We start from the raw sequence: 26,429 nt of genomic DNA, 5'->3' as shown, positions 1-26,429 counted from the left end.
TTCCGGAGGGGTGTCAACACCTTTTTTTCACCTAACCCTATGAATATGCAAAATATTTAATTTCGGGTCGGCAACGGAGATTTTCCGGTGGCTGGCGGAGGTTTTTCAACTCGGGTAGGATCGACGTACTCGTAAAATATATTAAACAGAGGCTGCAGGATGGCGAACACCCCTTACCCAGAGTCCTATTACGCTGCGTCGGCCAATGCCGTACCGCCCCGCCCTGCCTTGCAGGATGATGTGGAGACGGACGTCTGTGTGATCGGCGCCGGGTATACCGGATTGTCCTCTGCCTTGTTTCTGCTGGAAAACGGTTTTCGCGTCACCGTCCTGGAAGCGGCCAAGGTCGGCTTCGGCGCCTCGGGGCGCAATGGCGGGCAGATCGTCAACAGCTACAGCCGTGACATCGACGTCATCGAGCGTAGCGTCGGCCCCAAGCAAGCGCAACTGCTCGGGCAGATGGCGTTCGAGGGCGGTCGGATCATTCGCGAGCGCGTGGCCAAGTACAACATTCAGTGCGACCTGAAGGACGGTGGCGTGTTCGCCGCGCTGACGGCCAAGCAGATGGCTCATCTGGAATCGCAGAAGCGTCTCTGGGAGCGTTTTGGTCATACGCAGCTTGAACTGCTCGATCAACGCCGTATCCGCGAAGTGGTTGCCTGCGATCAGTACGTCGGCGGCATGCTCGACATGAGCGGCGGCCACATTCATCCGCTGAACCTCGCGCTTGGCGAAGCAGCAGCGGTCGAGTCCCTCGGCGGCACAATCTATGAACAGTCGCCCGCCGTACGTATCGAGCGCGGCGCCAACCCGGTGGTGCATACACCGCAAGGCAAGGTCAGGGCCAAGTTCATCATTGTCGCGGGCAATGCCTACCTCGGTAACCTGGTGCCGGAGCTTGCGGCGAAATCGATGCCATGCGGTACGCAGGTGATCACCACCGAGCCGCTGGGTGACGAGTTGGCGAAAGCGTTGCTGCCGCAGGACTATTGCGTTGAAGACTGCAACTACTTGCTCGATTACTACCGCCTGACCGGGGACAAACGCCTGATCTTCGGCGGTGGTGTGGTGTATGGCGCGCGCGACCCGGCGAACATCGAAGCGATCATTCGCCCGAAGATGCTCAAGGCTTTCCCACAACTCAAGGATGTGAAGATTGATTACGCCTGGACCGGAAATTTCCTGCTGACCCTGTCGCGCTTGCCGCAGGTCGGGCGCCTCGGCGGCAACATTTATTACTCGCAAGGTTGCAGCGGCCATGGCGTGACCTACACGCATTTGGCAGGCAAAGTCCTCGCCGAAGCGTTGCGCGGGCAGGCCGAGCGCTTTGATGCGTTTGCCGATTTGCCGCACTACCCGTTCCCCGGCGGACAGCTGCTGCGTACGCCATTTGCTGCGTTAGGTGCCTGGTATTACGGCTTGCGCGACAAATTCGGGATGTAAAAAAGGGCCGCTGAACAGCGGCCCTTTTTTATTCAACATTGAACGGTTTCAGAGCTGATCCCGAGCAATCCCGCTACGGATCCGCAGGATATCAGCCAGCACCGCCAAGGCAATTTCCGCCGGCGTCTTGCTGCCGAGGTTAAGCCCGATCGGCGCATGAATCCGCGCCAACTCGCCCTCCCCCAGCCCGCCAATCCGGCGCAATCGCTCAAAGCGTTTCTGCGAAGTCTGCAGCGACCCCATCACGCCAATGTAGAACGCTTCGGTGCGCACCGCTTCCATCATCGCCAAATCGTCGATGCGCGGATCATGCGTCAGCGCCACCACCGCCGTATCTCGATGACAGCCGCCGTCAGCAATAAACACCGACGGCAATTGCCGACGAATCTCCACGCCATCCAGCACCACGCCTTCCAGCACTTCAGCGCGTGGATCACAGAGAATCACTTCAAAGCCAAGGCCAACGGCAAACTCGGCACAGGCCTGCGCCACACTGGAATACCCGGCGAGCAACAAACGCTGGGCCGCGCCAACACGAATGCGCACCCGATCAATCTCACGCTCGATCCGCGCACCCTGCTCGCGATCAGCGAACAGACTGCGCGCGCCGCTGGCCAGATCGACCTCGCGAATCAAGCGCCGCTGACCGATCAGCGCCGACTCCAATTCACGCAGATGCGCCTGCACCTCGCAGCCGGCGTCAAATTTCTCTACCAGCACATCAAGAATGCCGCCACAAGGCAGGCTGACCCGCGAGTGCGGATCGTCGCCTTCGCCGTAACGCACGACATTGACGGCATCGAGAAAAGCACCCTCGGCAACGCGTTCGAGAAAATCCTCTTCAACGCAGCCACCCGACAGCGAGCCGATCCACTGTCCGCCGTCATTCACCGCCAGCAGCGAACCCGGCGCACGTGGTGCCGAACCGTAGGTGGTCAACACGGTGCAGAGCCAGATGCGCTGCCCCGCCACCGACCACTCCAGCGCACGGCGCAGCACTTGTAGATCGAGATGCTGCATGTCAGTGCGCCTTGTGCTCGATGGACGGTGCGTCAGCTTGCAGCTTCTGCACGTCGCTCACCGCCAGTTCAGCCGACTGACCGCCCCAACCTTGACGCAGGTAGTTGAGCAGATCAGTCAGTTGATCAGGACTGAGCTTGTCGGCAAAACCCGGCATCGGTTGCATGTGCTCGAAGCCGGAGAACTTCTGCTCGCCGATCCCATCTTCGATCACCCGCAACAGGTTGCGTGGATCTTCCAGGCGCAACGTGGTGTTGCCGCGCATGGCCACCGCGATGTGCGGCTTGCCCTCGCCACCGACCGCGTGGCAACCGGCGCAGACGTTCAGGTATTCCTGACGACCGCGCTGGGCGCTGGCGCTGAGTTTCTCCACGGGCACTTCAACGAGGACTTTGGCTGCCGGCGGTTTATCGCCGAGCAGGAAGGTCGCCATTGCTGCCAGATCTACATCGCTCAGGCCCTGGGTGCTGTTGTGGAACACCGGGAACATCTCGTTGAACATCGTCCCTTGCGCACTCATACCGTGCTTGAGGAACGTGCCGAGATCCTGCTCGTTCCAGCCGCGAGCCGCCAGATCAGTGGCCAGCAGGCTCGGCGCCAGATAACCATTGAGGATGCCGCCAGTCAGGCGTTTATCCAGCTGCATCGCCCCCGGCAGGCCACGCGGTGTATGGCATTCGCCGCAGTGACCGAGCACCTCGACCATGTATTGGCCACGCTTCCAGGCCTCACTTTTGCCTTCGGCCGGCTCCAGTTTCAGCGCTTTGCCGTACATCATGTTCCAGCCGATCAGGCCCGGACGCACGTTGAACGGAAAGCTCAGACTGGTGACCGGTGCTGCGCGCTCGATCGGCTCGATGGTTTTCAGATACGCATGGATCGCATCCGAATCTTCACGTGGCATCAGGTGATACGAGGTGTACGGCATCGCCGGATAGAGGTTCGCCCCGTCTCGACGCTTGCCTTCAGTCAGCGCAGCGAAAAACTCGTCATCGTTGTACAAACCGATGCCATGCTCCTTGCTCGGCGTAATGTTGGTGCCGTAGATCGTGCCGAACGGCGAGACGATCGGCAGACCACCGGCAAACGGCGCGCCGCCCGCTGCGGTGTGGCAAGCCATGCAGTCGGCGGCGCGGGCGAGGTATTCGCCGCGCTTGACCTGATCATCGGCGTGAGCAAACAACACTGGCGCAGCGAGGCCGACCGCCAGGGTCAGGCGGGTCAGAAAAAGCTTCATGCTTAACCCTCCTTGACCAGGCCGAGATCGGTCAGAACGTTGCGGGTGGCGTTGTAATAACGCACGTACCCGGTGCAACGGCAGACGTGGTGGCCGAGGCTGTCCTCGATGACTTGTTCGAGCTTGCTCTGCACGATCGGCTGGCGCTGCAGCTTTTCAACCAGCACGGTCGCGGCGTTGACGAAGCCCGGCGCGCAGTAGCTGCACTGGAAAGCGAACTCATCGACGAAGCGTTGCTGGATCGGATTCAGCTCAGTGACCTGGCCCGACTCGTCGCGCTTGGCGTGGGATTCGATGGTGCGGACTTTTTTGCCTTCGAAGTAATGCGCGCCAGTGATGCAGGTGCGCACTTCTTCGCTGGTGCCGTCCGGGTTGTCGACGATCACCACGCAGGCGTGGCAGATACCCTGGCCGCAGCCCAGACGCGAACCGGTGAGATTTTTGTATTCGTGCAGGTAATCGATCATCGGCAGGTCATCAGGGATGTCCACCGGGCCGACGGATTGACCGTTGAGGGTCAGTTGAAGCGGACGGTTAGCCATTGAGGGCCTCCTTGATGCGCGCAGCAGTGATGGGCAGGTCGCGAACACGTTTACCGATGGCGTGCGCCACGGCGTTACCGATGGCACCGACAATCGGGATCATCACCACTTCGGCGATGCCTTTGGACGGGTCGCTTGGCGACAGCGGCGGCAGAATCTCCGACGTCTGTTTCCACACCGCAACGTGGCGCGCCATCGGCAGACGGTAACGGTTGAAGTTCCAGTCACCCTCCCCCGGCCCGCCTTCGTACAGCGGCATCTCTTCCATCAACGCGTGGCCGATGCCCATGGCGATACCGCCTTCCATCTGGCCCTTGACCAGCTCTTCGACCAGCACACGACCGCACTCGACCCAAGAATGGTGGTTGAGCACTTCAACTTCCGCCGAGCCTTTGTTGACCTTCAGCTCGACCAGCGTGGCGACCGGGCTGTAATAGGTCACCGCGGCGTTGTTCAGTTGAACCACCGGATAGTTGATGTTCTGGCGATCCAACAGGTGGAAACCAGACGTGGCCATCAACGCTTTCTTCGCTTTCGGTGCGCCGTCACCGTATTTCACGGCCAGACCATCGAGTGGCAGACGCTCGCGCACGCCGTCAATGCTGTATTCGGCCTCGGCCCAGCTCCAGCGGTTGAACGCGTGAACGGTGGCACCGGTGACCAGTCCACGCTCGTGAGCGTGTTTGGCCAGCTCTTCGAAGGTCAACGGCTGCATGCCGTTGGCGGTGAGCTTGCCGTCGACCCAGTGCGCATCTTCGCGACGTACAACGTAAGGGTTGGCTTGACCGCCGTAAGGACCCTGACGCCAGATTTCCATGGCCGCCGGCCACAAACCGTTGTTGAACAGCACGCGTGCCGCTTCACGGGTGGCGTGACTGAAGTAGTAAGCCGAGTTGGTCGCGGAAGAGGCCGAGGCCAATTTGCCGACCCAGCGCGGATTGCGCAGCAAGTTGTTCTGCTCGGCCTGGCTCATGATGTAAGGGTTGCCGCTGGTGATCAGCTGCATTTCCTTCCATTCGGTTTCGCCGGTCTTCACTTCGTGCGCCGGACTGCCGAGGAAATCGGCCACGACCAAGGCTTGCGAGGTGGACATGCCGGTGCCGATTTCAATACCGATATGGCGCAGGGTGATGCGGCCGTCTGCGGTGAATTCAATGCTCGCCATCGGCGCTTCGGAACCGGTGCCGAAGTCTTTCTGGCAAATGGCAAAACCAACGCCGTACCAGTTGTCCGGGTCGGCGGCTTCGCGTTGTTTCTTGATCGCGTCGCGGTTTTTCCAGACTTCGTGTACCGAGGCCTTGTCGAGAATCTCATGCAAGCGCAGCGCACCGGCCGGGATCGCGCCCTGGGTGTTTTTCATGCCCGAGCGCAAAGCGTTCTTGCGGCGCAAGTCGATGGCATCGACACCCAGGCGATTGGCGATTTCGTCGACCATCATCTCGGTCGCCGCCATGCTCTGCAGCGTGCCGTAACCGCGCATGGAACCTGCCTCGACACCACGCGAGTGATAGGCGGTGACTTGCAGGTCGTTCTGCGGCATGTAGTAGATCGACTGCGCCGCCGTGGCGCCAACCGCAGCTACCGATGGGCTGTAGTTGATCCGGCCACCACCGTCGACGCTCATTTCGGCGCGGAAAATCTTGAAGCTGTAGTCGTTCTTGTCCACGGCCAACTGGTAGCGGATGTCAAACGGGTGACGTTTGATGCCGCTCTGGAACTGCTCGTATCGGTCGTTGGCCAGACGCACTGGCACACCAGCGCCGTACAACGCGGCAAGAGCTGCGTAGTAGACGAAAATGTTGTGGTCTTTGGAACCGTAACCGACGGTGTAACCCGGGTGCATGTTCAGGTTGTCGAGACCGAAACGCGACGGCGAGATCATCTTTGCGGTCTCGGTCGCAGCTTCCAGCGGGCACTGGGTGGCCACTACGAAATGCAGGGTCTTGGTTTTCGGGTCATACCAGCCGTTGCCGTTGTCCGGCTCCATTGCCGCCGGCTCGATCGACGGGGTTTTATAGCGCTCGTCGAACACCAACCAGTTGTCCGGCGGCGTATCGATCTCGCTCTTCATGCGGTCAGCGTAGAACAGGCCGCGCTCGGTCAGGTTGCCGTGCAGGTTCGGTTGGGAATTCCACACCGGACGACGGTTTTTCAGCATCGGGAACAGGATCGAGTCCTTGAGGCTGGCGAATTCGTCTTCGTCGGCCGAGGTCGCGCCGCCGACGCGCACGTAGCGGAAGCTGCCGTAGGGGTCGCCTTCGTAGAACGGCACTTTGGCACCGTAACGAATCGCTTTGTCATTGAATTTGAGTTTGTTCTTGGCCTGACGGAAACGTTCGAAGTCGTTCCAGATCAGGATCGCCACCGGGTGACCGATGAACATCGGCACCTTGCCTTCCGGCAGCAACGGATCCGGGGCGTGTTCTTCGGGGAAGACGATGCCGTCCTTGTCCAGATCGGCGGCGGTGACGATACGGTCAGGCTGCAAGTCAGCGCCGAGCCACGACAGGTCGTAGCCGTCGTAGATTCGATCGGCCTTGATGGTTTTCAGCAGCATGGCGTGGCCTTGCTGCTCGGGCCAGCCCGGCATGTCCTTGGAGCGGATGTCGCGGGCAAACACTTTGCTGCCGCAGACTTTGGACAGGGCATCGTTTCGCTGACGCGCCTTGCCGTTATTGCCGAGCCATTTCTCGGACGGCACGGTGACGCTGTTTTCCATCAAGGCAGCCAGCGCCTGACTGCTGAGCGGCGTGAGCGTGACGCTCACACCCGCCACCAGCCCGCCCTGGAGGAACGAGCGCCGGGATATATCACGGTTGGACATGGATCATCCTCTGGGCGGTTATGTGTCCGCCCTTCTGGTTATCTACTGGGGAATCTCGAGTCTTGCAGAAGCCCTTTCTGGCGAAACGAAGGGCGTGTTGACAGTGCAAAGCTGACCGAAAGGTTAACTTTAAAGGTTTCTGCGCTCGCAGCAAACAACCAGTTACAAAAATTTGACTAAAGAATCAAAAAATCAATGCGACGTGAGACCGCATCTACACCGCAGAGATAACTGGGCATGCCCATGTGGGAGCGAGCTTGCTCGCGAAAGCGTTCTTCCAGCCGATGCAGATTTTGAATGTGCCGACGCCTTCGCGAGCAGGCTCGCTTGTATGGTAGGACTTGAAGGGAGGAGGAGGGACAAGGCTCGATTCTGGCTGTTGACGCAGCACAGACCGTGGGAGATTTCGCCCCTCCTCCTTTCACCCAAGCGCCGATAAAGAATGCATCTGGCTAGACCGACGATAGGAACAAGCCTGCGCCTCTGGGTGAGCCCTTCAAGTGCTCAAACCTTATCCCGGAGGAAATCCTGTGGCAATGCCGGTCGCTCTATCAAATCCGATCGTTGGCGTGGATGTCGCCAAAAATGAACTGGTGATTTATCAGGCCGATAGCGATCTGCTTGAAGCGATCCCCAACACCAAAACATCCATCAAGCAGTGGCTGAAGGCCTTGCTCAACCCCGTGTCTATTGCCATTGAGGCAACCAACATCTACCACCTGGAATTCGCTGATTTGGCCTATGCGGCCGGTTGCACGATTTACATGGTGGGCGGCTATGAACTCAAACATTACCGCGAAGGCGTGAAGATCCGCGCCAAAACCGACGCCTTGGACGCCAAGTTGCTGGCCCGTTACCTGAAGAACGAAGCCGAGGAGTTGCGCCCCTGGACCCCGCCATCACCGCTGTACCGCCAGCTCCTGAGCCTTTTCCGCCGCCGCGCGGCTTTGGTCCAGGCAAGGGTCGGCCTGGTGCAGAGCTGGTCGAATGAGCCGCTGTTGAAGGCAGCTTTTGCTGAACAAATAAAATCCATGCAGCGGCTTGAAACGATGATCGAAAAGACGATCAACGATCAGCTCAAACAAGCCGGTTTACTCGGCCAATTGAAGCGTTGCCTGAAAGTTGAGGGCATTGGATTTCTGACCGGAGCGCGCCTGCTCACGGCGTTTCAGCGGGGGGAATTTAGCAACGCGGATGCGTTTATCGCCTTCCTGGGCATGGATTTAAGGGTATCGAAATCGGGGCAAAAGGACGGTCGCCGCAGCTTGACCAAGCGCGGAGATCCCGAGGCCCGACGACTTTTGCACAACGCAGCGATGTCGGCTAGCCGTACGATAGCCTGGAAAGGGTTTTACGAAGCCCAAAGAGCACGGGGTTTCAGCACCACGCAGGCGTTGGTGATGCTGGCTCGCAAACTTGCTCGGGTGGTATTCGCCTTGCTGAAAGGGCAAAGCGAATATCAGACAAAAGTCAGTTGAGGGCTTCCCCTCAACCATAGAATCTCCCACAGGGATTAGTGCCGGATTCAGGAGAGAAGAAAAGGAATAGTCAAATTTCAGACACAAAAAACCCCGGTCTTTCGACCAGGGTCTTTGCTATCGATTCCGAATCAGCCAATAGCTGCTTTCGGTGCTTCAAGGCGTTCAGTGGTCCTTGGAGCAGATATGGCGCAGCGGACGGGACTCGAACCCGCGACCCCCGGCGTGACAGGCCGGTATTCTAACCGACTGAACTACCGCTGCGTATCGCTTTGAGCTTGCGCTCAAGTAACTCGTTTTGACTGCTAGCTTCGGTGCTTTGCAATCGCGAACCAGACAAGTCTGATTCGTAAAATATGGCGCAGCGGACGGGACTCGAACCCGCGACCCCCGGCGTGACAGGCCGGTATTCTAACCGACTGAACTACCGCTGCGCGTCGGTGCAGGCACTTTCAGCCTACGTTCTTGCTTACGCAAGTTTCTCGGGGAGTGGTGGGTGATGACGGGATCGAACCGCCGACATTCTGCTTGTAAGGCAGACGCTCTCCCAGCTGAGCTAATCACCCGTTTGCATCTCCGAGGCCGCGAAATTTACGCAGGTAGCGAACCTAAGTCAATAGCAGGATTGAAGTTTTTCTAAAAAAGACGAAATTGTTTCCATCCTGCAAGACCGCCTTCGCGAGCAAGCTCGCTCCCACAAGGGATTGCATTCCAAATGTGGGAGCGAGCTTGCTCGCGAAGGCGTCAGCTCATTCAACGCAAATCGGGTAGAAAAAGGCGATCTACTCGCTGTAGATCATCTTTTTCGTCATACCACCATCGACGACGAATTCCTGCCCGGTGACAAACCCGGCATTCCTCGACAGCAACCAGGCGACCATCGCCGCCACGTCCTCTACCGTCCCTACCCTGCCCGCCGGATGCTGAGCATGATCGGCATCGGCCAAAGGCTCGGCTCGACGCGCAGAAGGATCGCGCGCATCGATCCAGCCCGGACTGACCGCGTTGACGCGAATCTCCGGCCCCAGGCTGATCGCCAGCGCATGCGTGAGCGCCAGCAGTCCGCCCTTGCTCGCCGCATACGCTTCGGAGTCGGCCTCCGACTGCCGCGCACGGGTCGAGGCCAGATTGACGATCGAACCGTTGTGAGCGCGCAGATACGGCGCACAGTGCTTGGCCAACAGCATCGGTCCGCTGAGATTCACCGCCAGTACGCGATTCCAATAAGCCAGATCGAGACTTTCCAGAGTAATGTTGTGCGGATCAGCCACCGCCGCGTTGCACACCAGCGCATCGAGACGACCAAACTGCCCCAGCACTTCAGCAACGCCAAGTGCCACCTGCCCTTCCTCCGCGACGTCCATGGCGATAAACCAGGCGTTCTCGCCCAGCACCTTCGCCACTTTCGAGCCACGCGCCCGATCCAGATCGGTCAGCACCACTTGCCAACCCTCGCTGATCAGCCAGGCAGCGATGCCCAGACCGATACCGCGCGCAGCCCCCGTGACCAGTGCAACGCGGCCATGGGTACCCGCTGTCGGAGTGGACAACTCGATCACAGCGCCGCCAGACCGCGCGCCAGGTCGGCTTGCAGGTCAGCCACATCTTCCAGACCGACCGCAATGCGGATCAGGCTGTCACGGATGCCCGCCGCTTCACGCTCCTGCGGCGCCAGACGGCCATGGGAAGTGGTGCTCGGATGGGTGATCGTGGTCTTGCTATCGCCGAGGTTGGCGGTGATCGAAATCAGGCGAGTCGCATCGATGAAGCGCCACGCGCCCTCCTTGCCACCCTTGACCTCGAAACTCACTACCGCACCGAAGCCTTTCTGCTGACGCTGAGCCAGTTCGTGCTGCGGATGACTCTTCAGACCGGCGTAATGCACCTTCTCAATGCCGTCCTGCTGCTCCAGCCATTCGGCCAGTTCCTGAGCATTTGCGCAGTGCGCCTTCATTCGCAGGTTCAGGGTTTCCAGACCTTTGAGGAAGATCCACGCGTTGAACGGGCTAAGAGTCGGCCCGGCAGTACGCAGGAAGCCGACGATTTCTTTCATCTGCTCACTGCGACCAGCGACCACGCCGCCCATGCAACGGCCCTGGCCGTCGATGAACTTGGTCGCCGAGTGCACAACGATGTCAGCCCCCATTTTCAGCGGCTGCTGCAAGGCTGGCGTGCAGAAGCAGTTGTCGACCACCAGCATCGCGCCTTTGGCGTGAGCAATTTCAGCCAGTGCGGTGATATCGACCAGTTCCGCCAAAGGATTGGATGGCGATTCGACGAAGAGCAGTTTGGTGTTCGACTTGATCGCCGCATCCCAGGCCGACAGATCGGCCAACGGTACGTAATCGACTTCAACGCCAAAACGCTTGAAGTACTTCTCGAACAGGCTGATGGTCGAACCGAACACACTGCGCGAAACCAGCACATGATCGCCGGCACTGCACAGACTCATCACCACCGCCATGATCGCGGCCATGCCGGTTGCGGTGGCAACGGCTTGCTCGGCGCTTTCCAGCGCAGCAATGCGCTCTTCGAACGCGCGCACGGTCGGGTTGGTGTAACGCGAGTAAACGTTGCCCGGCACTTCGCCGGCAAACCGCGCGGCCGCATCGGCGGCAGTGCGGAACACGTAGCTGGAGGTGAAGAACATCGGATCACCGTGCTCGCCTTCCGGCGTACGGTGCTGACCGGCACGTACGGCCAGGGTATCGAACGCTACGCCTTCAAGGTCGCTGTCCAGCCGACCGGCATCCCATTCCTGACTCATGCTGTCACTCCTTGCCCTGTTCTCGAAAATTGAAAGTCAGATACAAAACCGGCCCCTCAGGGCCGGTAGAAACTCAGTTGTTGTACAGATCGATGATCGCACTGACCGCCTGGGTCTTGACCTTCGAGGCATCGTTGCGTGCCTGTTCGATCTTGTCCAGATAAGCCTCGTCGACGTCGCCGGTGACGTACTTGCCGTCGAACACCGCGCAATCGAAGTTCTCGATCTTGATCTTGCCGCCACCGACCGCTTCGATCAAGTCAGGCAGGTCCTGATAGATCAGCCAGTCAGCGCCGATCAGATCTGCGACGTCCTGAGTCGAACGGTTGTGTGCGATCAGCTCGTGCGCGCTCGGCATGTCGATGCCGTACACATTCGGGAAGCGTACCGCTGGAGCCGCCGAGCAGAAGTAGACGTTTTTCGCGCCGGCTTCGCGGGCCATCTGAATGATCTGCTTGCAAGTGGTGCCGCGCACGATCGAGTCGTCGACCAGCATCACGTTCTTGCCGCGGAATTCCAGCTCGATGGCGTTGAGTTTCTGGCGAACCGACTTCTTGCGCGCGGCTTGGCCCGGCATGATGAAGGTCCGGCCGATGTAACGGTTCTTGACGAAACCTTCGCGGAATTTCACGCCCAGGTGGTTGGCCAGCTCCAGTGCCGCGGTACGGCTGGTGTCCGGAATCGGGATAACCACGTCGATGTCGTGCTCAGGACGCTCGCGCAGGATCTTCTCGGCGAGCTTCTCACCCATGCGCAGACGGGCCTTGTAGACCGACACTCCGTCGATGATCGAATCGGGACGCGCCAGGTAGACGTGTTCGAAGATGCACGGAGTCAGGGATGGGTTGGTCGCGCACTGACGGGTGTGCAGCTTGCCGTCTTCAGTGATGTAGACCGCTTCGCCCGGGGCCAGGTCGCGAATCAGGGTGAAACCCAGCACGTCCAGCGAAACGCTTTCGGACGCGATCATGTACTCGACGCCTTCGTCAGTGTGACGCTGGCCGAACACGATTGGACGGATGCCGTGCGGATCGCGGAAACCGACGATACCGTAACCGGTCACCATCGCCACGACGGCGTAACCACCAACGCAACGGTTGTGCACGTCGGTCACGGCGGCAAACACGTCTTCTTCGGTCGGCTGCAGCTTGCCGCGCTGGGCCAGCTCATGCGCGAACACGTTCAGCAGCACTTCCGAGTCGGAACTGGTATTGACGTGACGCAGATCGGATTCGTAGATCTCTTTGGCCAACTGCTCAACGTTGGTCAGGTTACCGTTATGCGCCAGAGTAATGCCGTAAGGCGAGTTGACGTAAAACGGCTGGGCTTCGGCCGAAGTCGAGCTGCCCGCAGTCGGGTAACGGACGTGGCCGATACCCATGTGGCCGACCAGGCGCTGCATGTGACGCTGTTGAAACACGTCACGCACCAGGCCATTGTCCTTGCGCAGGAACAACCGGCCATCATGGCTGGTCACGATACCGGCAGCGTCCTGGCCGCGGTGCTGGAGCACGGTTAGCGCGTCATACAGCGCCTGATTGACGTTCGACTTACCGACGATACCGACGATGCCACACATGCGACGCAACCCCTACTTAATGGATCTGAACTGAACAACACTCACTGAGGCGTTTTCGCCGACGGCAAGAGTTGCTCCTTGAACGGAATATCAGCGGGTACGCTGATTCCGCTGGCAAGCCACTGACTGCTCCACCCGAGAATCAGGTTTTTGGACCAATCAGCGACCAATAGAAATTTTGGTACGAGCTGTGATTCTTTCCACCACCCGTCCTGCTGTACCGGCCCCAGGCTCAACAGCCCGACCGCCACGACCACCAGCAACACGCCACGCGCTGCGCCGAAGGCCATGCCGAGGAATCGATCGGTCCCGGACAACCCGGTGACGCGAACCAACTCGCCGATAAGATAATTGATCATTGCGCCCACGATCAGTGTGGCGACAAACATGATGGCACAGCCCGCGATCACGCGAGCCGATGGGGTTTCGATGTATCCGGCGAGGTACTCGGACAATGAGCCACCGAACATCCAGGCGACGACTCCTGCGATGATCCAGGTCACCAGCGATAATGCTTCCTTGACGAAGCCGCGGCTCAAACTGATCAAAGCGGAGATGGCGACGATTGCAACGATCGCCCAGTCAACCCAGGTAAATGGCACAGTGCAGCCTACAGACGGATAAGGCGGCGCATTTTAGCAGAGCGCATGCCTCTCGGTAAGCTGCGATTGTCAGTGCATTTCAATCGAGGCGATAGTTTTTAGCCGCGCTCAGGCTGGAAGCGCACAACAAAACCCTTGAGGTTCTGCTGACGACCCAACAGATCCCGCAGACGATCGGCTTCGGCACGCTCGATCAGCGGCCCGACAAACACTCGATTCTTGCCGTCGGCAGAACGGATATAGGCGTTATAACCCTGGCTGCGCAGGGTCTTTTGCAGGCTTTCGGCACTGGCGCGGCTCGACAGGCTGGCCAGTTGCACCGACCAGCTCACCGACAGACCATTGGCATCGACGCGGCTTTGCGTGGTGTCCGGCTTGCTCGATGCCGAGGTAATCGGCTGCGCAGGCGCAGGAATCGGCTTGGCCACCGCGGGCGGCGCAACAGGCTTGGTGATCATAATGGGAGCCGTCGGCGTCGGCGCGACGGGCGCAGCAGGCGCCATGTCTTCGGCGACTTCTTCATCGGTCGGCACCGGCTCTTGCGGCAAGGCTTGCGGCTCGGGAACGGCCACTGTCTCCATCTGCACTTGCGGCACGGCAGGCGCTTGCGGGGCAGCAGGTGCCTCAACGGTGACCTGACGCTGCTCATCCTGACGGGAAAACAGCATCGGCAGGAAGATCACCGCCAGCGCTACCAGCACCAACGCGCCAACCATGCGCTGCTTGTACGCTTTATCCAGCAAAGCCATTTGCCGCTTCCTCCGTGGAGCGCCGGGCCAACCATTCAAGGGCCTCGGCGACACAATAAAATGATCCGAACAACAGAATCTCGTCGTCGCTTGTAGCCACTGCGCACTGCCCTTCCAGAGCGGCGGCGACACTGTCGTAAGACGTGACCGCAGCGCCAAGGTTCTGCAATGCAGCGCTTAATTCAGCCACTGGACGTGCGCGCGGCGAATCCAGCGGCGCAACGGCCCAATGCTCGACACTAGCATTCAATTCGCTGACAACACCATCCAGATCCTTGTCCGCCAGCAAACCAAATACCGCCAGTCGCTTGCCGACCGGTGGCCGCGAGGCCAGACGACGAGCCAGGTACTCGGCGGCATGCGGGTTGTGGCCCACATCCAGCAACAGATTCAGACGCTTGCCGTTCCACTCGAACGAGCGGCGATCCAGCCGCCCGACCACGCGAGTGGCCTGCAACGCCGCGACGATCTGCTGCGCATTCCACGGCAAACCGAGCAGCAGATACGCCTGCAACGCCAGCGCTGCGTTTTCCATTGGCAGATCAAGCAGCGGCAAATCACGCAGCTCAACCACCTGACCCTGCGCATCAGTACCGCGCCATTGCCAGTGCAGATCGGTAATGCCGAGGTCGAAATCCCGCCCACGCAGGAAGAATGGACAAGCCAGCTCTCGTGCCTTGTCGAGCAGCGGTTGCGGAGGATTCAGATCGCCGCACAAGGCAGGCTTGCCCTGGCGGAAAATTCCGGCCTTTTCGAAGGCCACGGATTCGCGGGTATCACCGAGATAATCGGCATGATCGACACCGATGCTGGTGACCAGCGCAATGTCGGCATCGACCACGTTGACCGTGTCCAGACGCCCGCCCAGCCCGACTTCCAGCACCACCGCATCGAGCCCGGCCTGTTGAAACAGCCAGAACGCCGCGAGGGTGCCCATTTCGAAATAAGTCAGGGAAGTGTCGCCGCGCCCGGCCTCGACTGCAGCGAAGGCTTCACACAGCTGCGCGTCAGTGGCTTCGACGCCATTGAGCTGCACCCGCTCGTTGTAACGCAGCAGGTGCGGAGAATTGTAGACACCAACGCTCAGACCCTGCGCGCGCAGCAATGAAGCCACGAAAGCGCAGGTCGAACCCTTGCCGTTGGTGCCGGTGACCGTAATCACCCGAGGCGCCGGCTGGCCCAGCCCCATGCGGGACGCTACCTGTTGTGAACGCTCCAGGCCCATGTCGATGGCCGAAGGATGCAACTGCTCAAGGTAGGCGAGCCATTCGCCAAGGGTGCGCTCGGTCATAGGCCAGCAGGGACCGGTGGAACCACGATCGGCTCGATTGGCGCGGCGACGAATTTCGGCGTCGGCTTGCCAGTCATCTGTGCTAGCAGGTTACCCAGACGCGGGCGCAGTTCCTGACGATGGATGATCATGTCGATCGCGCCGTGTTCCAGCAGGAATTCACTGCGCTGGAAGCCTTCCGGCAGTTTTTCACGCACGGTTTGCTCGATAACACGCGGACCGGCGAAGCCGATCAGGGCTTTCGGCTCACCGACGATGACGTCGCCGAGCATCGCCAGACTTGCCGAAACACCACCGTAGACCGGGTCGGTCAGCACGGAGATGAACGGGATGCCTTCTTCACGCAGACGCGCCAGCACAGCCGAGGTCTTGGCCATTTGCATCAGCGAGATCAGCGCTTCCTGCATGCGCGCACCACCGGAGGCGGCGAAGCAGATCATCGGGCAGCGATTTTCCAGCGCGTAGTTGGCAGCGCGGACGAAGCGCTCACCGACGATAGCGCCCATCGAACCACCCATGAAGCTGAATTCGAATGCCGAAACCACCACCGGCATGCCCAGCAAAGTGCCGCTGACGGAGATCAGCGCGTCTTTCTCGCCAGTCTGCTTCTGGGCAGCGGTCAGGCGATCCTTGTACTTCTTGCCGTCGCGGAATTTCAGACGGTCAACCGGCTCCAGATCGGCACCCAGTTCGTTGCGACCTTCAGCATCGAGGAAGATGTCGATGCGTGCACGTGCGCCGATGCGCATGTGGTGGTTGCACTTGGGACAAACGTCCAGGGTCTTTTCCAGCTCCGGACGATACAGCACCGCCTCGCAGGACGGGCATTTGTGCCACAGACCTTCAGGCACCGAGCTCTTCTTGACCTCGGAACGCATGATCGAAGGGATCAGTTTGTCTACTAACCAGTTGCTCATGCTTTCTTTCTCCAGTACCGGCGGCCCGAACGCTCTGGTTCGCAGCCCCGCGTATGCCCTTCAGCTAAATTCATGTGTGTGGCGATGGTTGATGGACAGCCACGGTCAGCGCGAAACATGACCTGCGTGCGATCCAGAAACCCTCAGCCGCGCCTGCTTTGTGCAAGTGCATTGATGGACGGCGGCAGACTGCCAGCCGTCACATCAATATGGCGCTTTGCGTACAGCATCAATGAACGCGCGAATCTTTGCGTGATCCTTGACGCCCTTGCTCGCCTCTACCCCACCGCTGACGTCTACCGCGTAGGGTTTTACCCGAGCCACGGCGCCTGCAACGTTCTCTGGGGTCAAACCGCCCGCGAGAATCAACGGCTTGCTCAGACCCTGCGGAATCAATGACCAGTCGAAGGCCTCACCGGTTCCGCCGGGCACGCCCTCGACATAAGTGTCGAGCAGCACGCCACTGGCGCCTGGATAGGCATCAACCGCTGCCGCGATATCATCACCGGCCTTGACCCGCAGCGCCTTGATATACGGGCGATGCCAGCCTTCGCAATCATCAGCGACTTCATCGCCGTGGAACTGCAACAGATCCAGCGGCACGGCATCGAGGATTTCCCCCAACTCGCAGCGGCTGGCGTTGACGAACAGGCCCACGGTGGTCACGAACGGCGGCAATGCCTGGATGATCGCGCGCGCCTGTTGCACGGTTACTGCCCGTGGACTCTTGGCGTAGAACACGAACCCGATCGCATCCGCCCCGGCCTCAACGGCGGCCAGCGCATCTTCTATGCGGGTAATCCCGCAGATCTTGCTGCGAACGGCTGACATATCGAGAAAAACTCCGAGGCAAAAACCGGGAAAGTCCCGGATGGTAACAAAAGCGTTCGAGGGCGTCAGCCGTCAAGTTCGGAGAAACCCGTAAGGAAATGTGGCCCGATAAAACGCTCGGGCAACGGGAATTCGTCGTGATACTCGACCTGCACCAGATACAAGCCATACGGATGCGCTGTGACGCCGCCGGAACGGCGCTCGCGGCTTTCCAGCACTTCCTTCATCCACTCAACCGGGCGCTCGCCGGCACCAATGGTCATTAGCACGCCGGCGATATTGCGCACCATGTGATGCAGGAATGCGTTGGCGCGGATGTCGAGCACGATCATCTTGCCGTGGCGCGTCACGCGCAGGTGATGCATCTTCTTGATCGGCGATTTGGCCTGACACTGACCAGCGCGGAACGCACTGAAATCATGGGTGCCGATCAAGTATTGCGCGGCCTCGGCCATACGCTCGACGTCCAGCGGACGATGGTTCCAGGTGATTTCTTCGTTGAGATGCGCCGGGCGGATCTGATCGTTGTAGATCACGTAACGATAGCGCCGGGCGATGGCTTTGAACCGCGCATGAAAATGCGCTGGCATCACCCGCGCCCAGCTGACGCTGATGTCATGGGGCAGATTGATGTTGGCGCCCATGACCCAGGCTTTCAGCGAACGATCAACGGTTGTATCGAAATGCACCACTTGCCCGCAGGCATGCACGCCCGCGTCGGTGCGCCCGGCGCACTGCAGTGAAACCGGTGAGTTGGCGACTTTCGACAAGGCCTTTTCGAGCTCTTCCTGCACCGTCGCCACACCCGTCAACTGACGCTGCCAGCCGCTGTAGCGCGAGCCTTTGTACTCAACGCCCAGCGCGACGCGGTAAAAGCCGTCGGGGGCCATTTCGGCGACCGGGTTATCTATGTTTGCCAAGGTGGGACAGCCTGCTGTTTGTGCAAAGGCGGGCATTATAAGGCTGTGGACCGGGGATGCCAGAGTTCTCTATCAGCAGTGCCGCCCGCTTCGCGAGCAGGCCCGCTCCCACAGGGAATGCATTGCAAAGGTGGGAGCGAGCCTGCTCGCAAAGACGGCAAATCAGACAACACATAATCCAACCGAAACAAAAACGGCAGCCTCAATGGGCTGCCGCTTTCGTTTATCGCTGGACTTACTACAAGCTAGACAGCATGTCCTTGGCTTCGCCACGCTGCTTCTCGTCACCCTCGGTCAACACTTCGTTGAGGATGTCGCGTGCGCCATCGCTGTCGCCCATGTCGATGTAGGCCTGAGCCAGATCAAGCTTGGTCGCGGCTTCGTCGGTGCCGGCGAGGAAGTCGAAATCATCTTCGCCAAGATCGTCACCCTTCATCGCATCAGCTTCGGTGAAGGTCGGTTCGGCGATGCTTTGCGACAGACGATCCAGCTCGGCGTTGACGTCGTCCAGTTCGGCCGCGAACGTATCCGGTTCTGCTGCTGGGTTGATGTCCATTTCATCGGCCAGCGAAAGATCGAAATCAGCCGGCAGTTCCAGATCATCCTGTGGCACGTCAGCCACCACCGGCGCCTCGACCGGCGGCAGATCCTTCACGCCTTCGTCCAGATCCAGCAGGAAATCATCGTCCGCCAGATCAACCGCAGGCGCCGGCTCGGCCCCCAGGTCCATATCCAGGTCAAAGTCCGACAGGTCGTCCAGGTTTTCTTTGATCTCGGTCTGCTGTTGCAGCACCGATTCGAAGCTCAGGTCATCGTCAGACGGGAATTCGTCCAGCTCGACCGGCGCTTCTGCTTCAACCACCGGCGCAGGCTCGACCGGCGTGATGTTGTCGAGATCGTCCAGGCTTAGATCAAATGCGCTGTCGAGGTCGTCTTCCACTGGCGCCGGCGCGGGTGCTTCAGGCTCATCCAGCAGCAGATCCTTTACGTATTGCGCGTCCAGCTCGGCAGCCACGGCAGCAGCGGCCAGACCACTGGCAGCGACGACGGCCATGGCCGGGAAGCGGCTTTTCAGCTCTTCGACCTTGGCGAAGTTGTCGCCATTGGCCACCAGCTGACGCTCCTGACCAACGAAAGCATCGCGATCGCCCTGCTGACCGTAGACTTCCATCAGCTTCAGACGCAGATCACTGCGCTGCGGCTCCAGGCTGACGCCCTCTTCCAACAGCGCGGCAGCCTGATTCAGGCGACCGGCGTTAATGTGCGATTGTGCCTTGTCGAGCACATCATCGGAACGCTCGGCGGCCGGTGCCACCAGCGGCGCGGCAATCGGCTCAGCCATAACGATCGGCGCCACTACCGGAGCCACGACGGAAGCAGGAGCAGGCGCCGGGGTGTTGAGCTTGACGCTCGCCGCTGGGGTCTCGAGACCTTCGAAGCTGCTTTCCGGCAGATCCTGCTCAGCGGAGAACTCTTGCTCTTCAGACAGCGCACGGGCCATGCGCAGATGTTTCTCGGCTTCCTGCTGGGCTTTGCGGCGACGCGCCAGCAGCAACAGCAGAAGCAGCAGAACGACTGCGCCACCACCGACCAGACCCAGCAGGATCGGATTGGTCAGCAGTTCGTTGAAGGTCTTTTCATCATCGGCGGCAGGCGTGGTTTCGACAACCGGTTCGACCACAGGCTCAACCGGCGTCTCGGCAGGCGGCGCAATGGCAGATTCTGGAGTCGGCGCTGCTTCTGCAGGAGTAGCCGGCGGTGTGGCAGCCAGCTCAGCAGTGATCGCCGGAACTGGTGCGACTGCGCCGTTCGCGGCCGGCGCAGCGCCCGCGCCTTCGGCCTGCAGTTTCGCCAGTTGATTGTTCTTCAGCTCGATGAGCTTTTGCAGCTTGTCCATCTGGCTTTGCAGATCGGACATGCGGCTTTTCAGTTCTTCGTTGTCACGACGGGTCGTGTCGAGGTTTTCCTGAGTCACCGCAAGCTTGTTGCTCAAAGCCTGGGCGTCACCTGCCGGGCCTTTGCCGCGCGCCTTGGCGCTTTCGGCGGAGACCAGGCTCAGATTGTCCTGGGCGTTCTGTGCACCAGCGGTATTGCCGCGACCACGGCTGGTCGCATCGAGCTGTTGCTGACCGCTGCCGGGCTTGGCCACATAGCGACGGCCCGTGCGCCAGGCTTCGTTCTGCGCCGCGACCTCGGCAATCGCTTTCGATTGCGGCAGCGCAGTGCTTTGCACCGAATCCGGCAGACGCAGCACCTGACCGGTTTTCAGACGATTGATGTTGCCGCCAATGAACGCATCCGGATTCAGTGCCTGAATAGCCAGCATGGTCTGCTGCACCGAACCACCATTGCGCGCCTTCGCGGCAATTTCCCACAAGGTGTCGCGCGGCGTGGTGGTGTACTGCGTCGGGTGCGTAGCGCCAGTGGTGGGCGCGGTAATGGTCTGCGACGGCGCCGGTTGTGCGGCGGCGTCAGCGGTCTGCGGCGAGAATTTCGACGGATCGAGCAGCACGCTGTAATCGCGCAGCAGACGGCCGTTCGGCCACATCACCTGCACGAGGAACTTCACCATCGGCTCCGACAACGGTTGGCTCGAGGTCACGCGCAGCACGCTTTTGCCGCTGGCGTTGAGCACCGGGGTGAAGGTCAGATCGTTGAGGAAGGCCTGGCGATCAACACCGGCCTTGGCAAAGTCTTCAGGGGAAGCCAGGCTCGGCACCACTTCGGCAGCGGTGAGATCCTTGACGTCGAGCAGCTCGATCTCGGCCACCAGCGGCTGGTTCAGGGTCGACTTCAGGGTCAGCTCCCCGAGCCCGAGGGCATGCGCCATACCGGAGGACAGCGCCGAGGCGGCCGCTATTGCTAACACCAGTTTGCGAACTTGAACCATAGCCTCATCCTTTGTTTGAACGTTCCTCGGCCAGCGAGAAGATGTTGAATACCGCTGCCGTAAGGCATTGCGCGCGACGACGACAGATGTCGCGCGCGATCATTTCTTTGATGCCCCGGAATGTCCCGGAGGGTGACACGTTATCAAGCAACCCGGGCAAGCATAGCGCTCACCTAGAATCAGTCGACAAATTGTTGCCAAGTATCTTTTACAGCAGGTCTTTTATCAACAACTCAGCCACCTGCACAGCGTTAAGGGCCGCGCCTTTGCGTACGTTATCTGACGTCAGCCACAGATTTAGTTCCGCCGGGTCGTCGACGCCACTGCGCACGCGACCGACATAGACAACATCCTGCCCTACCGCATCACCGACAGCAGTCGGGTAATCACCGGCCTCGACCAGCTCGATACCCGGCGCATCTTCAAGCGCAGCGTTGACCTTTACCAGGTCAACGGCCTTGGTTGACTGCAAGGTCACGCTAAAGCTATCGCCAAAAAACACCGGGGCTTGAACGCAAGTTGCGGAAATCTTTAATAAAGGCTTGGCCAGCACCTGACGCAACTCGCGCACCAGGCGTTTTTCCAGCAGCGTGTGGCCCTGCGCGTCGGGCGTGCCGACCTGCGCCAGCAGGTTAAAGGCCATCTGCCGATCGAAGAAAGTCGGCTCCAGCGGGCGCATGTTCAGCAGCTCGGCGGTCTGTCGCGCCAGCTCGGTCACGGCTTCACGACCCTGAGCGGAAACGGCCAGATTGGCGGTGACGTTGACATATTGCAGGTCGAGCAGGTCGAGCAGCGGCGCCAGCACCACGGCCAGCGAAGTGGCCGACGGGCTTGGGCTGCTGACCTGGAACGGCGCCTTCAATCCGGCGAGCACTTCGGCATTGGCTTCCGGCACGATTTGCGGCGCCTGATCGGCCGGCAAGGCGCCGGACAAGTCGATCAGCGAGCAACCGGCGGCGTGGGCACGGGCGGCGTAGCTAAGGGTAATCGCCGGGCCGGCGGCGAAAAACACCAGTTTGACCTTGCTGAAGTCGAACTCATCGACTTCGCGTACGCGCACGTTCTTGTTGCGGAACAGCACCGAGCTGCCGGAGGATTCGCTGCTCGCCAGCAGGTGCAGGTTGCCGACCGGGAAGTCGCGTTCGTCGAGAATCTGCACGAGGGTTTCGCCGACAGTACCGGTGGCGCCGATCACGGCAATATCTAGGGTCTGGGTCATGGTGCGAGCCTCTGGCGAAACGGGGGGAGCGGCACTTTACCGGGTGACTGGCGCACAGGCAATTTCTGTCCAACCGGATCGTTCCCACGCTCTGCGTGGGAATGCCGCATCGGACGCTCTGCGTTCGGCTTGTAAAGGGACGCGGAGCGTCCCGGGATGCATTCCCACGCAGAGCGTGGGAACGATCGGCATAAAAAAACCCGCACCTCTCACAAGGCACGGGTTCTTTCATTACCTCAAGCAATCAACGCTCAAGCAAAATCCGCAGCATGCGACGCAGCGGTTCGGCCGCGCCCCACAGCAGTTGGTCGCCGACAGTAAAGGCACCGACGAATTGCGAACCCATGTTCAGCTTGCGCAGACGACCCACCGGAACATTCAGGGTGCCAGTGACCTTGGTCGGGCTCAGCTCTTGCATGCTGATTTCGCGCTGGTTAGGCACCAGTTTGACCCAAGGGTTGTGCTGGCTGATCAGCCCTTCGATATCAGCGATCGGCACGTCTTTGTTCAGCTTGATGGTCAGCGCCTGGCTGTGGCAACGCATCGCGCCGATGCGCACGCAGATGCCGTCGACCGGGATCGGGCTCTTGAAGCGACCGAGGATCTTGTTGGTCTCGGCCTGAGCTTTCCACTCTTCACGGCTCTGGCCGTTCGGCAGTTCCTTGTCGATCCACGGGATCAGGCTGCCGGCCAGCGGCACGCCGAAGTTTTCCGTTGGGTAGGCTTCGCTGCGCATGGCATCAGCCACGCGACGGTCGATGTCGAGGATCGCACTGGCCGGGTCGGCCAGTTGATCGGCAACAGCGGCGTGGGTTGCACCCATTTGCTTGATCAGTTCACGCATGTTCTGCGCGCCGGCACCGGAGGCCGCCTGATAAGTCATGGCGCTCATCCACTCGACCAGACCGGCCTCGAACAGACCGCCCAGGCCCATCAGCATCAGGCTGACGGTGCAGTTGCCGCCGATGTAGTTCTTGGTGCCCGCGTCGAGTTGCTGGTCGATGACCTTGCGGTTGACCGGATCGAGAATGATCACCGCGTCATCGTTCATGCGCAGGCTCGAGGCCGCGTCGATCCAGTAACCCTGCCAGCCGGCTTCGCGCAGCTTGGGGAACACTTCGCTGGTGTAGTCGCCGCCCTGGCAGGTCAGAATCACGTCGAGGGTCTTCAGCTCGTCAATGCTGTAAGCATCCTTGAGCGGAGCAATGTCCTTGCCCACGGACGGGCCTTGGCCACCGACGTTGGACGTGGTGAAAAACACCGGCTCGATTAGATCGAAATCCTGCTCTTCCAGCATCCGCTGCATGAGCACGGAACCGACCATCCCGCGCCAACCGATCAGACCTACACGTTTCATCGCAACTACACCTTCTTGAAAAGTGGGCCGCTGCTTTGTATTGAATTTCGCAGCGGGCCCGAGAGATTACAGATTCCGCAGCGCGGCGACTACTGCGTCGCCCATTTCCTGCGTACCGACTTTGCTGCAACCGGCCGAATGGATGTCACCGGTACGCAGGCCTTGATCCAGCACAACGCTAACGGCTTTTTCAATGGCATCGGCCGCGTCATGCAGATTGAAGCTGTAACGCAGCATCATCGACACCGACAGAATGGTCGCCAACGGGTTGGCAATGCCTTTGCCAGCGATGTCCGGAGCGGAACCGTGGCAAGGCTCGTACATGCCCTTGTTGTTGGAGTCCAGCGAGGCCGACGGCAGCATGCCGATGGAACCGGTGAGCATCGACGCTTCGTCGGACAGAATGTCGCCGAACATATTGTCGGTGACAATCACATCGAACTGCTTTGGTGCACGCACCAGTTGCATGGCGGCGTTGTCGACGTACATGTGGCTCAGTTCGACTTCTGGATAGTCTTTGGCCACTTGCTCGACCACTTCACGCCACAGTTGGCTGGAGGCCAGCACGTTGGCCTTGTCCACCGAGCAAAGCTTCTTGCCACGGACCATGGCCATGTCGAAACCGACGCGGGCGATGCGGCGGATTTCGCTTTCGCTGTACGGCAGGGTGTCGTAGGACTGACGTTCGCCGTTTTCCAGGGTACGGGTGCCGCGCGGCGCGCCGAAGTAGATACCGCCGGTCAGCTCGCGAACGATGAGGATGTCCAGACCGGCAACGATTTCCGGCTTCAGGCTCGACGCGTCGGCCAGTTGCGGGTACAGAATCGCCGGACGCAGGTTGCCGAACAGGCCCAGTTGCGCACGGATTTTCAGCAGGCCGCGCTCAGGGCGGATATCACGCTCGATAGTGTCCCATTTCGGGCCACCGACAGCGCCCAGCAACACGGCGTCAGCAGCGCGGGCACGGTCGAGGGTTTCATCGGCCAGCGGCACGCCGTGCTTGTCGATGGCGGCGCCACCGATCACGTCATGGCTCAGCTCGAAACCCAGGCTGTACTTGTCGTTGGCCAGCTCCAGCACCTTGACCGCTTCGGCCATGATTTCCGGACCAATACCGTCACCTGGGAGAATCAGAATCTGCTTGCTCATGCTTTCCTCGTGTTTTCAGTCGGTGCGCCTTTACCGGCACGCCCGGAAAAATTCTTATCGCTCGGCCATCAGTACGATCACATCGGTACTGAACGAGCCGTCGGCATCAATCTCAAAATATTCGCGCACTTCGTTGCCCATCGACTGCTGCAACTGGCGGATCGCCGCGCGCATCACGTCGGGCGTGCGCATGCGCTCAACCCAACTGCTGTACTCCAGACGCAGGCGCTGACGCGTGGTGCTGCGCACATGCAAACCGGCCTCGCTGACCTGACGCAACCACTCGGCGCCTGAATAATCGCGCACATGGCTGGTGTCGCGCAGCACTTCGACGCTTTGCAGGTAAGTGTCGAACAACGGGCTGCCCGGTGACAACACATCCACGAACGCCGCCACACCGCCCGGCTTCAGCACACGACGCACTTCGCGCAGGGCCACACCAAGATCGCTCCAGTGATGCGCCGAATAACGGCTGAACACGAAGTCGAACTCGCCATCGGCAAACGGCAGGCGCTCGGCGGCGCCGCTGACCGTGGCAATGTTGGTGAAACCGCGATCAACGGCCGCGGCGGCGACCACATCAAGCATCTGCTGCGACAGGTCGTAGGCGACCACTTCCCTGACCAGCGGTGCGACGTGGAAACTTACGTGACCGGCGCCGCAGCCCAAGTCCAGCACTCGGGCCTCGCCCTGCCCGGCCAGCTCAGCTTGTAGCAGAGCGAATTCGGTGCCTTGCGCGTGTACGGCGCTGCTCAGGTAGGCGGCGGCCTGTTCACCGAATTGCTTTTGTACGACCTGGGTGTGCTGGGCGGTGCTGGTCATGGTCACATCCTTCTGGGTTTTAGCCTTGTATTGCCTGGACTACCGCCTTCGCGAGCAAGCTCGCTCCCACACTTGAAATGCATTCCCCTGTGGGAGCGAGCTTGCTCGCGAAGAGGCCAGCCTGAACTGCATCAATTTAAAACTTGCTTATGCGTCGCGGAACAACCACGGCTGACTAACCCGATGCCTGGCCTCAAACGTCGCAATCGCATCACCGTCCTGCAAGGTCAACCCGATATCGTCCAGACCGTTCAACAGGCAGTGCTTGCGGAACGCATCGATCTCGAAGCTGTACACCTTGCCATCCGGACGGGTCACGGTCTGCTCTTGCAGATCGACCTGCAATTGATAGCCCGGCTCAGCCTCGACCTGCTTGAACAACTCGTCGACTTCCGCATCGCTCAAGATGATCGGCAGCAAGCCATTCTTGAAGCTGTTGTTGAAGAAGATGTCGGCGTAGCTTGGCGCGATGATGCTGCGGAAACCGTATTCTTCCAGCGCCCATGGCGCGTGTTCACGACTGGAACCGCAACCGAAGTTCTCGCGGGCCAGCAACACACTGGCGCCTTGATAACGCTCGGCGTTGAGCACGAAGTCCTTGTTCAGCGGACGCTTGGAGTTGTCCTGATACGGCTGCCCCACATCAAGGTAACGCCATTCGTCGAACAGGTTCGGGCCGAAGCCGGTGCGCTTGATCGACTTCAAGAACTGCTTCGGAATGATCTGGTCGGTGTCGACGTTGGCACGATCCAGAGGCGCGACAAGACCAGTGTGCTGGGTAAAAGCTTTCAT

General features: G+C 60.1%; 21 protein-coding genes and 3 tRNA genes. 2 read left to right on the top strand and 22 right to left on the bottom strand.

Annotated elements, in window-relative coordinates:
• The first annotated feature begins 159 nt into the window (after nucleotides 1-159).
• Nucleotides 160-1,443 carry an NAD(P)/FAD-dependent oxidoreductase gene (locus tag ACRRSD_RS25160; RefSeq protein ID WP_435035936.1) on the top strand — a complete coding sequence of 428 codons (1,284 nt, stop codon included), beginning with the start codon at nucleotides 160-162 and terminating at the stop codon, nucleotides 1,441-1,443.
• A 48-nt stretch (nucleotides 1,444-1,491) separates the two neighbouring features.
• Here ACRRSD_RS25160 and ACRRSD_RS25155 read toward each other — a convergent pair whose 3' ends face one another.
• The 4 genes from ACRRSD_RS25155 to ACRRSD_RS25140 are packed head-to-tail and all read right to left on the bottom strand — an operon-like array spanning nucleotide 1,492 to nucleotide 7,066.
• The gene (locus tag ACRRSD_RS25155) at nucleotides 1,492-2,463 is read right to left on the bottom strand and encodes an XdhC family protein (protein WP_435035934.1); all 972 of its coding nucleotides are present in this window, start codon (nucleotides 2,461-2,463) and stop codon (nucleotides 1,492-1,494) included.
• Between the two features lies 1 nt (nucleotide 2,464).
• Nucleotides 2,465-3,700 (bottom strand): c-type cytochrome, encoded by a 1,236-nt coding sequence (locus ACRRSD_RS25150; RefSeq protein WP_435035932.1) that lies wholly within the window; start codon nucleotides 3,698-3,700, stop codon nucleotides 2,465-2,467.
• Between the two features lie 2 nt (nucleotides 3,701-3,702).
• Complete coding sequence (locus ACRRSD_RS25145; RefSeq protein WP_102901229.1) at nucleotides 3,703-4,242, bottom strand: (2Fe-2S)-binding protein; 540 nt, start codon at nucleotides 4,240-4,242, stop codon at nucleotides 3,703-3,705.
• Nucleotides 4,235-7,066, bottom strand: coding sequence for a xanthine dehydrogenase family protein molybdopterin-binding subunit (locus ACRRSD_RS25140; RefSeq protein ID WP_435035930.1), 2,832 nt, complete (start codon nucleotides 7,064-7,066; stop codon nucleotides 4,235-4,237). Before ACRRSD_RS25140 ends, ACRRSD_RS25145 begins: the two co-directional genes overlap by 8 nt.
• A gap of 536 nt (nucleotides 7,067-7,602) precedes the next feature.
• Between ACRRSD_RS25140 and ACRRSD_RS25135 the strand changes: the two genes are divergently transcribed.
• Nucleotides 7,603-8,544, top strand: a complete 942-nt coding sequence (locus ACRRSD_RS25135) for an IS110 family transposase (protein ID WP_435038541.1) — start codon at nucleotides 7,603-7,605, stop codon at nucleotides 8,542-8,544.
• Between the two features lie 187 nt (nucleotides 8,545-8,731).
• Here the strand turns inward: ACRRSD_RS25135 and ACRRSD_RS25130 are convergent.
• From ACRRSD_RS25130 to leuD, 18 genes are all read right to left on the bottom strand, one after another.
• Nucleotides 8,732-8,808 (bottom strand) — tRNA-Asp (locus tag ACRRSD_RS25130).
• A 93-nt stretch (nucleotides 8,809-8,901) separates the two neighbouring features.
• Nucleotides 8,902-8,978, bottom strand: a tRNA-Asp gene (locus tag ACRRSD_RS25125).
• Between the two features lie 56 nt (nucleotides 8,979-9,034).
• Nucleotides 9,035-9,110: transfer RNA gene (locus tag ACRRSD_RS25120), tRNA-Val, on the bottom strand.
• 216 nt (nucleotides 9,111-9,326) lie between these two features.
• Entirely contained in the window at nucleotides 9,327-10,103 is a 777-nt protein-coding gene (locus ACRRSD_RS25115) for an SDR family oxidoreductase (protein ID WP_122597522.1), read from the bottom strand.
• Nucleotides 10,100-11,311 (bottom strand): O-succinylhomoserine sulfhydrylase, encoded by a 1,212-nt coding sequence (locus ACRRSD_RS25110; protein WP_122597523.1) that lies wholly within the window; start codon nucleotides 11,309-11,311, stop codon nucleotides 10,100-10,102. Before ACRRSD_RS25110 ends, ACRRSD_RS25115 begins: the two co-directional genes overlap by 4 nt.
• A 73-nt stretch (nucleotides 11,312-11,384) precedes the next feature.
• Nucleotides 11,385-12,890 carry an amidophosphoribosyltransferase gene (purF, locus tag ACRRSD_RS25105; RefSeq protein ID WP_016984539.1) on the bottom strand — a complete coding sequence of 502 codons (1,506 nt, stop codon included), beginning with the start codon at nucleotides 12,888-12,890 and terminating at the stop codon, nucleotides 11,385-11,387.
• Between the two features lie 41 nt (nucleotides 12,891-12,931).
• Nucleotides 12,932-13,492 carry a CvpA family protein gene (locus tag ACRRSD_RS25100; protein WP_016984538.1) on the bottom strand — a complete coding sequence of 187 codons (561 nt, stop codon included), beginning with the start codon at nucleotides 13,490-13,492 and terminating at the stop codon, nucleotides 12,932-12,934.
• A gap of 98 nt (nucleotides 13,493-13,590) precedes the next feature.
• Entirely contained in the window at nucleotides 13,591-14,241 is a 651-nt protein-coding gene (locus ACRRSD_RS25095) for an SPOR domain-containing protein (RefSeq protein ID WP_435035929.1), read from the bottom strand.
• Entirely contained in the window at nucleotides 14,225-15,532 is a 1,308-nt protein-coding gene (gene folC, locus ACRRSD_RS25090; protein ID WP_435035927.1) for a bifunctional tetrahydrofolate synthase/dihydrofolate synthase, read from the bottom strand. Before folC ends, ACRRSD_RS25095 begins: the two co-directional genes overlap by 17 nt.
• Nucleotides 15,529-16,449, bottom strand: coding sequence for an acetyl-CoA carboxylase, carboxyltransferase subunit beta (gene accD / locus ACRRSD_RS25085; protein WP_016984535.1), 921 nt, complete (start codon nucleotides 16,447-16,449; stop codon nucleotides 15,529-15,531). Before accD ends, folC begins: the two co-directional genes overlap by 4 nt.
• A gap of 204 nt (nucleotides 16,450-16,653) precedes the next feature.
• Nucleotides 16,654-17,280, bottom strand: coding sequence for a phosphoribosylanthranilate isomerase (locus ACRRSD_RS25080; protein WP_435035924.1), 627 nt, complete (start codon nucleotides 17,278-17,280; stop codon nucleotides 16,654-16,656).
• Between the two features lie 65 nt (nucleotides 17,281-17,345).
• Nucleotides 17,346-18,170, bottom strand: a complete 825-nt coding sequence (truA, locus tag ACRRSD_RS25075) for a tRNA pseudouridine(38-40) synthase TruA (RefSeq protein WP_034152768.1) — start codon at nucleotides 18,168-18,170, stop codon at nucleotides 17,346-17,348.
• 268 nt (nucleotides 18,171-18,438) lie between these two features.
• Nucleotides 18,439-21,090: a FimV/HubP family polar landmark protein gene (locus ACRRSD_RS25070; RefSeq protein ID WP_435035923.1), complete on the bottom strand. Its 2,652-nt coding sequence runs from the start codon at nucleotides 21,088-21,090 to the stop codon at nucleotides 18,439-18,441.
• A 208-nt stretch (nucleotides 21,091-21,298) separates the two neighbouring features.
• Nucleotides 21,299-22,309 carry an aspartate-semialdehyde dehydrogenase gene (locus ACRRSD_RS25065; RefSeq protein WP_435035921.1) on the bottom strand — a complete coding sequence of 337 codons (1,011 nt, stop codon included), beginning with the start codon at nucleotides 22,307-22,309 and terminating at the stop codon, nucleotides 21,299-21,301.
• 244 nt (nucleotides 22,310-22,553) lie between these two features.
• Nucleotides 22,554-23,666: an aspartate-semialdehyde dehydrogenase gene (asd, locus tag ACRRSD_RS25060; protein ID WP_007913448.1), complete on the bottom strand. Its 1,113-nt coding sequence runs from the start codon at nucleotides 23,664-23,666 to the stop codon at nucleotides 22,554-22,556.
• A gap of 66 nt (nucleotides 23,667-23,732) precedes the next feature.
• Entirely contained in the window at nucleotides 23,733-24,815 is a 1,083-nt protein-coding gene (gene leuB, locus ACRRSD_RS25055; protein WP_123592837.1) for a 3-isopropylmalate dehydrogenase, read from the bottom strand.
• A 54-nt stretch (nucleotides 24,816-24,869) separates the two neighbouring features.
• On the bottom strand, nucleotides 24,870-25,637 hold the full coding sequence (locus ACRRSD_RS25050) for a class I SAM-dependent methyltransferase (protein WP_435035919.1): 768 nt from the start codon (nucleotides 25,635-25,637) through the stop codon (nucleotides 24,870-24,872).
• Between the two features lie 147 nt (nucleotides 25,638-25,784).
• Complete coding sequence (gene leuD / locus ACRRSD_RS25045; protein WP_435035917.1) at nucleotides 25,785-26,429, bottom strand: 3-isopropylmalate dehydratase small subunit; 645 nt, start codon at nucleotides 26,427-26,429, stop codon at nucleotides 25,785-25,787.

It is taken from the genome of Pseudomonas neuropathica, assembly GCF_051174785.1.
Classification (GTDB): Bacteria; Pseudomonadota; Gammaproteobacteria; order Pseudomonadales; family Pseudomonadaceae; genus Aquipseudomonas; species Aquipseudomonas neuropathica_A.
The sequence above is the reverse complement of the archived record's forward strand: the minus strand, read 5'-3'. Positions and strand labels throughout refer to the sequence as shown.

Bases quoted from the DNA above. Each gene is read 5' to 3' on its own strand.
- ACRRSD_RS25160 (WP_435035936.1), top strand. From the start codon at position 160: ATGGCGAACACCCCTTACCCAGAGTCCTATTACGCTGCGTCGGCCAAT.
- ACRRSD_RS25155 (WP_435035934.1), bottom strand. From the start codon at position 2,463: ATGCAGCATCTCGATCTACAAGTGCTGCGCCGTGCGCTGGAGTGGTCG.
- ACRRSD_RS25150 (WP_435035932.1), bottom strand. From the start codon at position 3,700: ATGAAGCTTTTTCTGACCCGCCTGACCCTGGCGGTCGGCCTCGCTGCG.
- ACRRSD_RS25145 (WP_102901229.1), bottom strand. From the start codon at position 4,242: ATGGCTAACCGTCCGCTTCAACTGACCCTCAACGGTCAATCCGTCGGC.
- ACRRSD_RS25140 (WP_435035930.1), bottom strand. From the start codon at position 7,066: ATGTCCAACCGTGATATATCCCGGCGCTCGTTCCTCCAGGGCGGGCTG.
- ACRRSD_RS25135 (WP_435038541.1), top strand. From the start codon at position 7,603: ATGCCGGTCGCTCTATCAAATCCGATCGTTGGCGTGGATGTCGCCAAA.
- ACRRSD_RS25110 (WP_122597523.1), bottom strand. From the start codon at position 11,311: ATGAGTCAGGAATGGGATGCCGGTCGGCTGGACAGCGACCTTGAAGGC.
- purF (WP_016984539.1), bottom strand. From the start codon at position 12,890: ATGTGTGGCATCGTCGGTATCGTCGGTAAGTCGAACGTCAATCAGGCG.
- ACRRSD_RS25095 (WP_435035929.1), bottom strand. From the start codon at position 14,241: ATGGCTTTGCTGGATAAAGCGTACAAGCAGCGCATGGTTGGCGCGTTG.
- folC (WP_435035927.1), bottom strand. From the start codon at position 15,532: ATGACCGAGCGCACCCTTGGCGAATGGCTCGCCTACCTTGAGCAGTTG.
- accD (WP_016984535.1), bottom strand. From the start codon at position 16,449: ATGAGCAACTGGTTAGTAGACAAACTGATCCCTTCGATCATGCGTTCC.
- ACRRSD_RS25080 (WP_435035924.1), bottom strand. From the start codon at position 17,280: ATGTCAGCCGTTCGCAGCAAGATCTGCGGGATTACCCGCATAGAAGAT.
- truA (WP_034152768.1), bottom strand. From the start codon at position 18,170: ATGGCCCCCGACGGCTTTTACCGCGTCGCGCTGGGCGTTGAGTACAAA.
- ACRRSD_RS25070 (WP_435035923.1), bottom strand. From the start codon at position 21,090: ATGGTTCAAGTTCGCAAACTGGTGTTAGCAATAGCGGCCGCCTCGGCG.
- ACRRSD_RS25065 (WP_435035921.1), bottom strand. From the start codon at position 22,309: ATGACCCAGACCCTAGATATTGCCGTGATCGGCGCCACCGGTACTGTC.
- asd (WP_007913448.1), bottom strand. From the start codon at position 23,666: ATGAAACGTGTAGGTCTGATCGGTTGGCGCGGGATGGTCGGTTCCGTG.
- leuB (WP_123592837.1), bottom strand. From the start codon at position 24,815: ATGAGCAAGCAGATTCTGATTCTCCCAGGTGACGGTATTGGTCCGGAA.
- ACRRSD_RS25050 (WP_435035919.1), bottom strand. From the start codon at position 25,637: ATGACCAGCACCGCCCAGCACACCCAGGTCGTACAAAAGCAATTCGGT.
- leuD (WP_435035917.1), bottom strand. From the start codon at position 26,429: ATGAAAGCTTTTACCCAGCACACTGGTCTTGTCGCGCCTCTGGATCGT.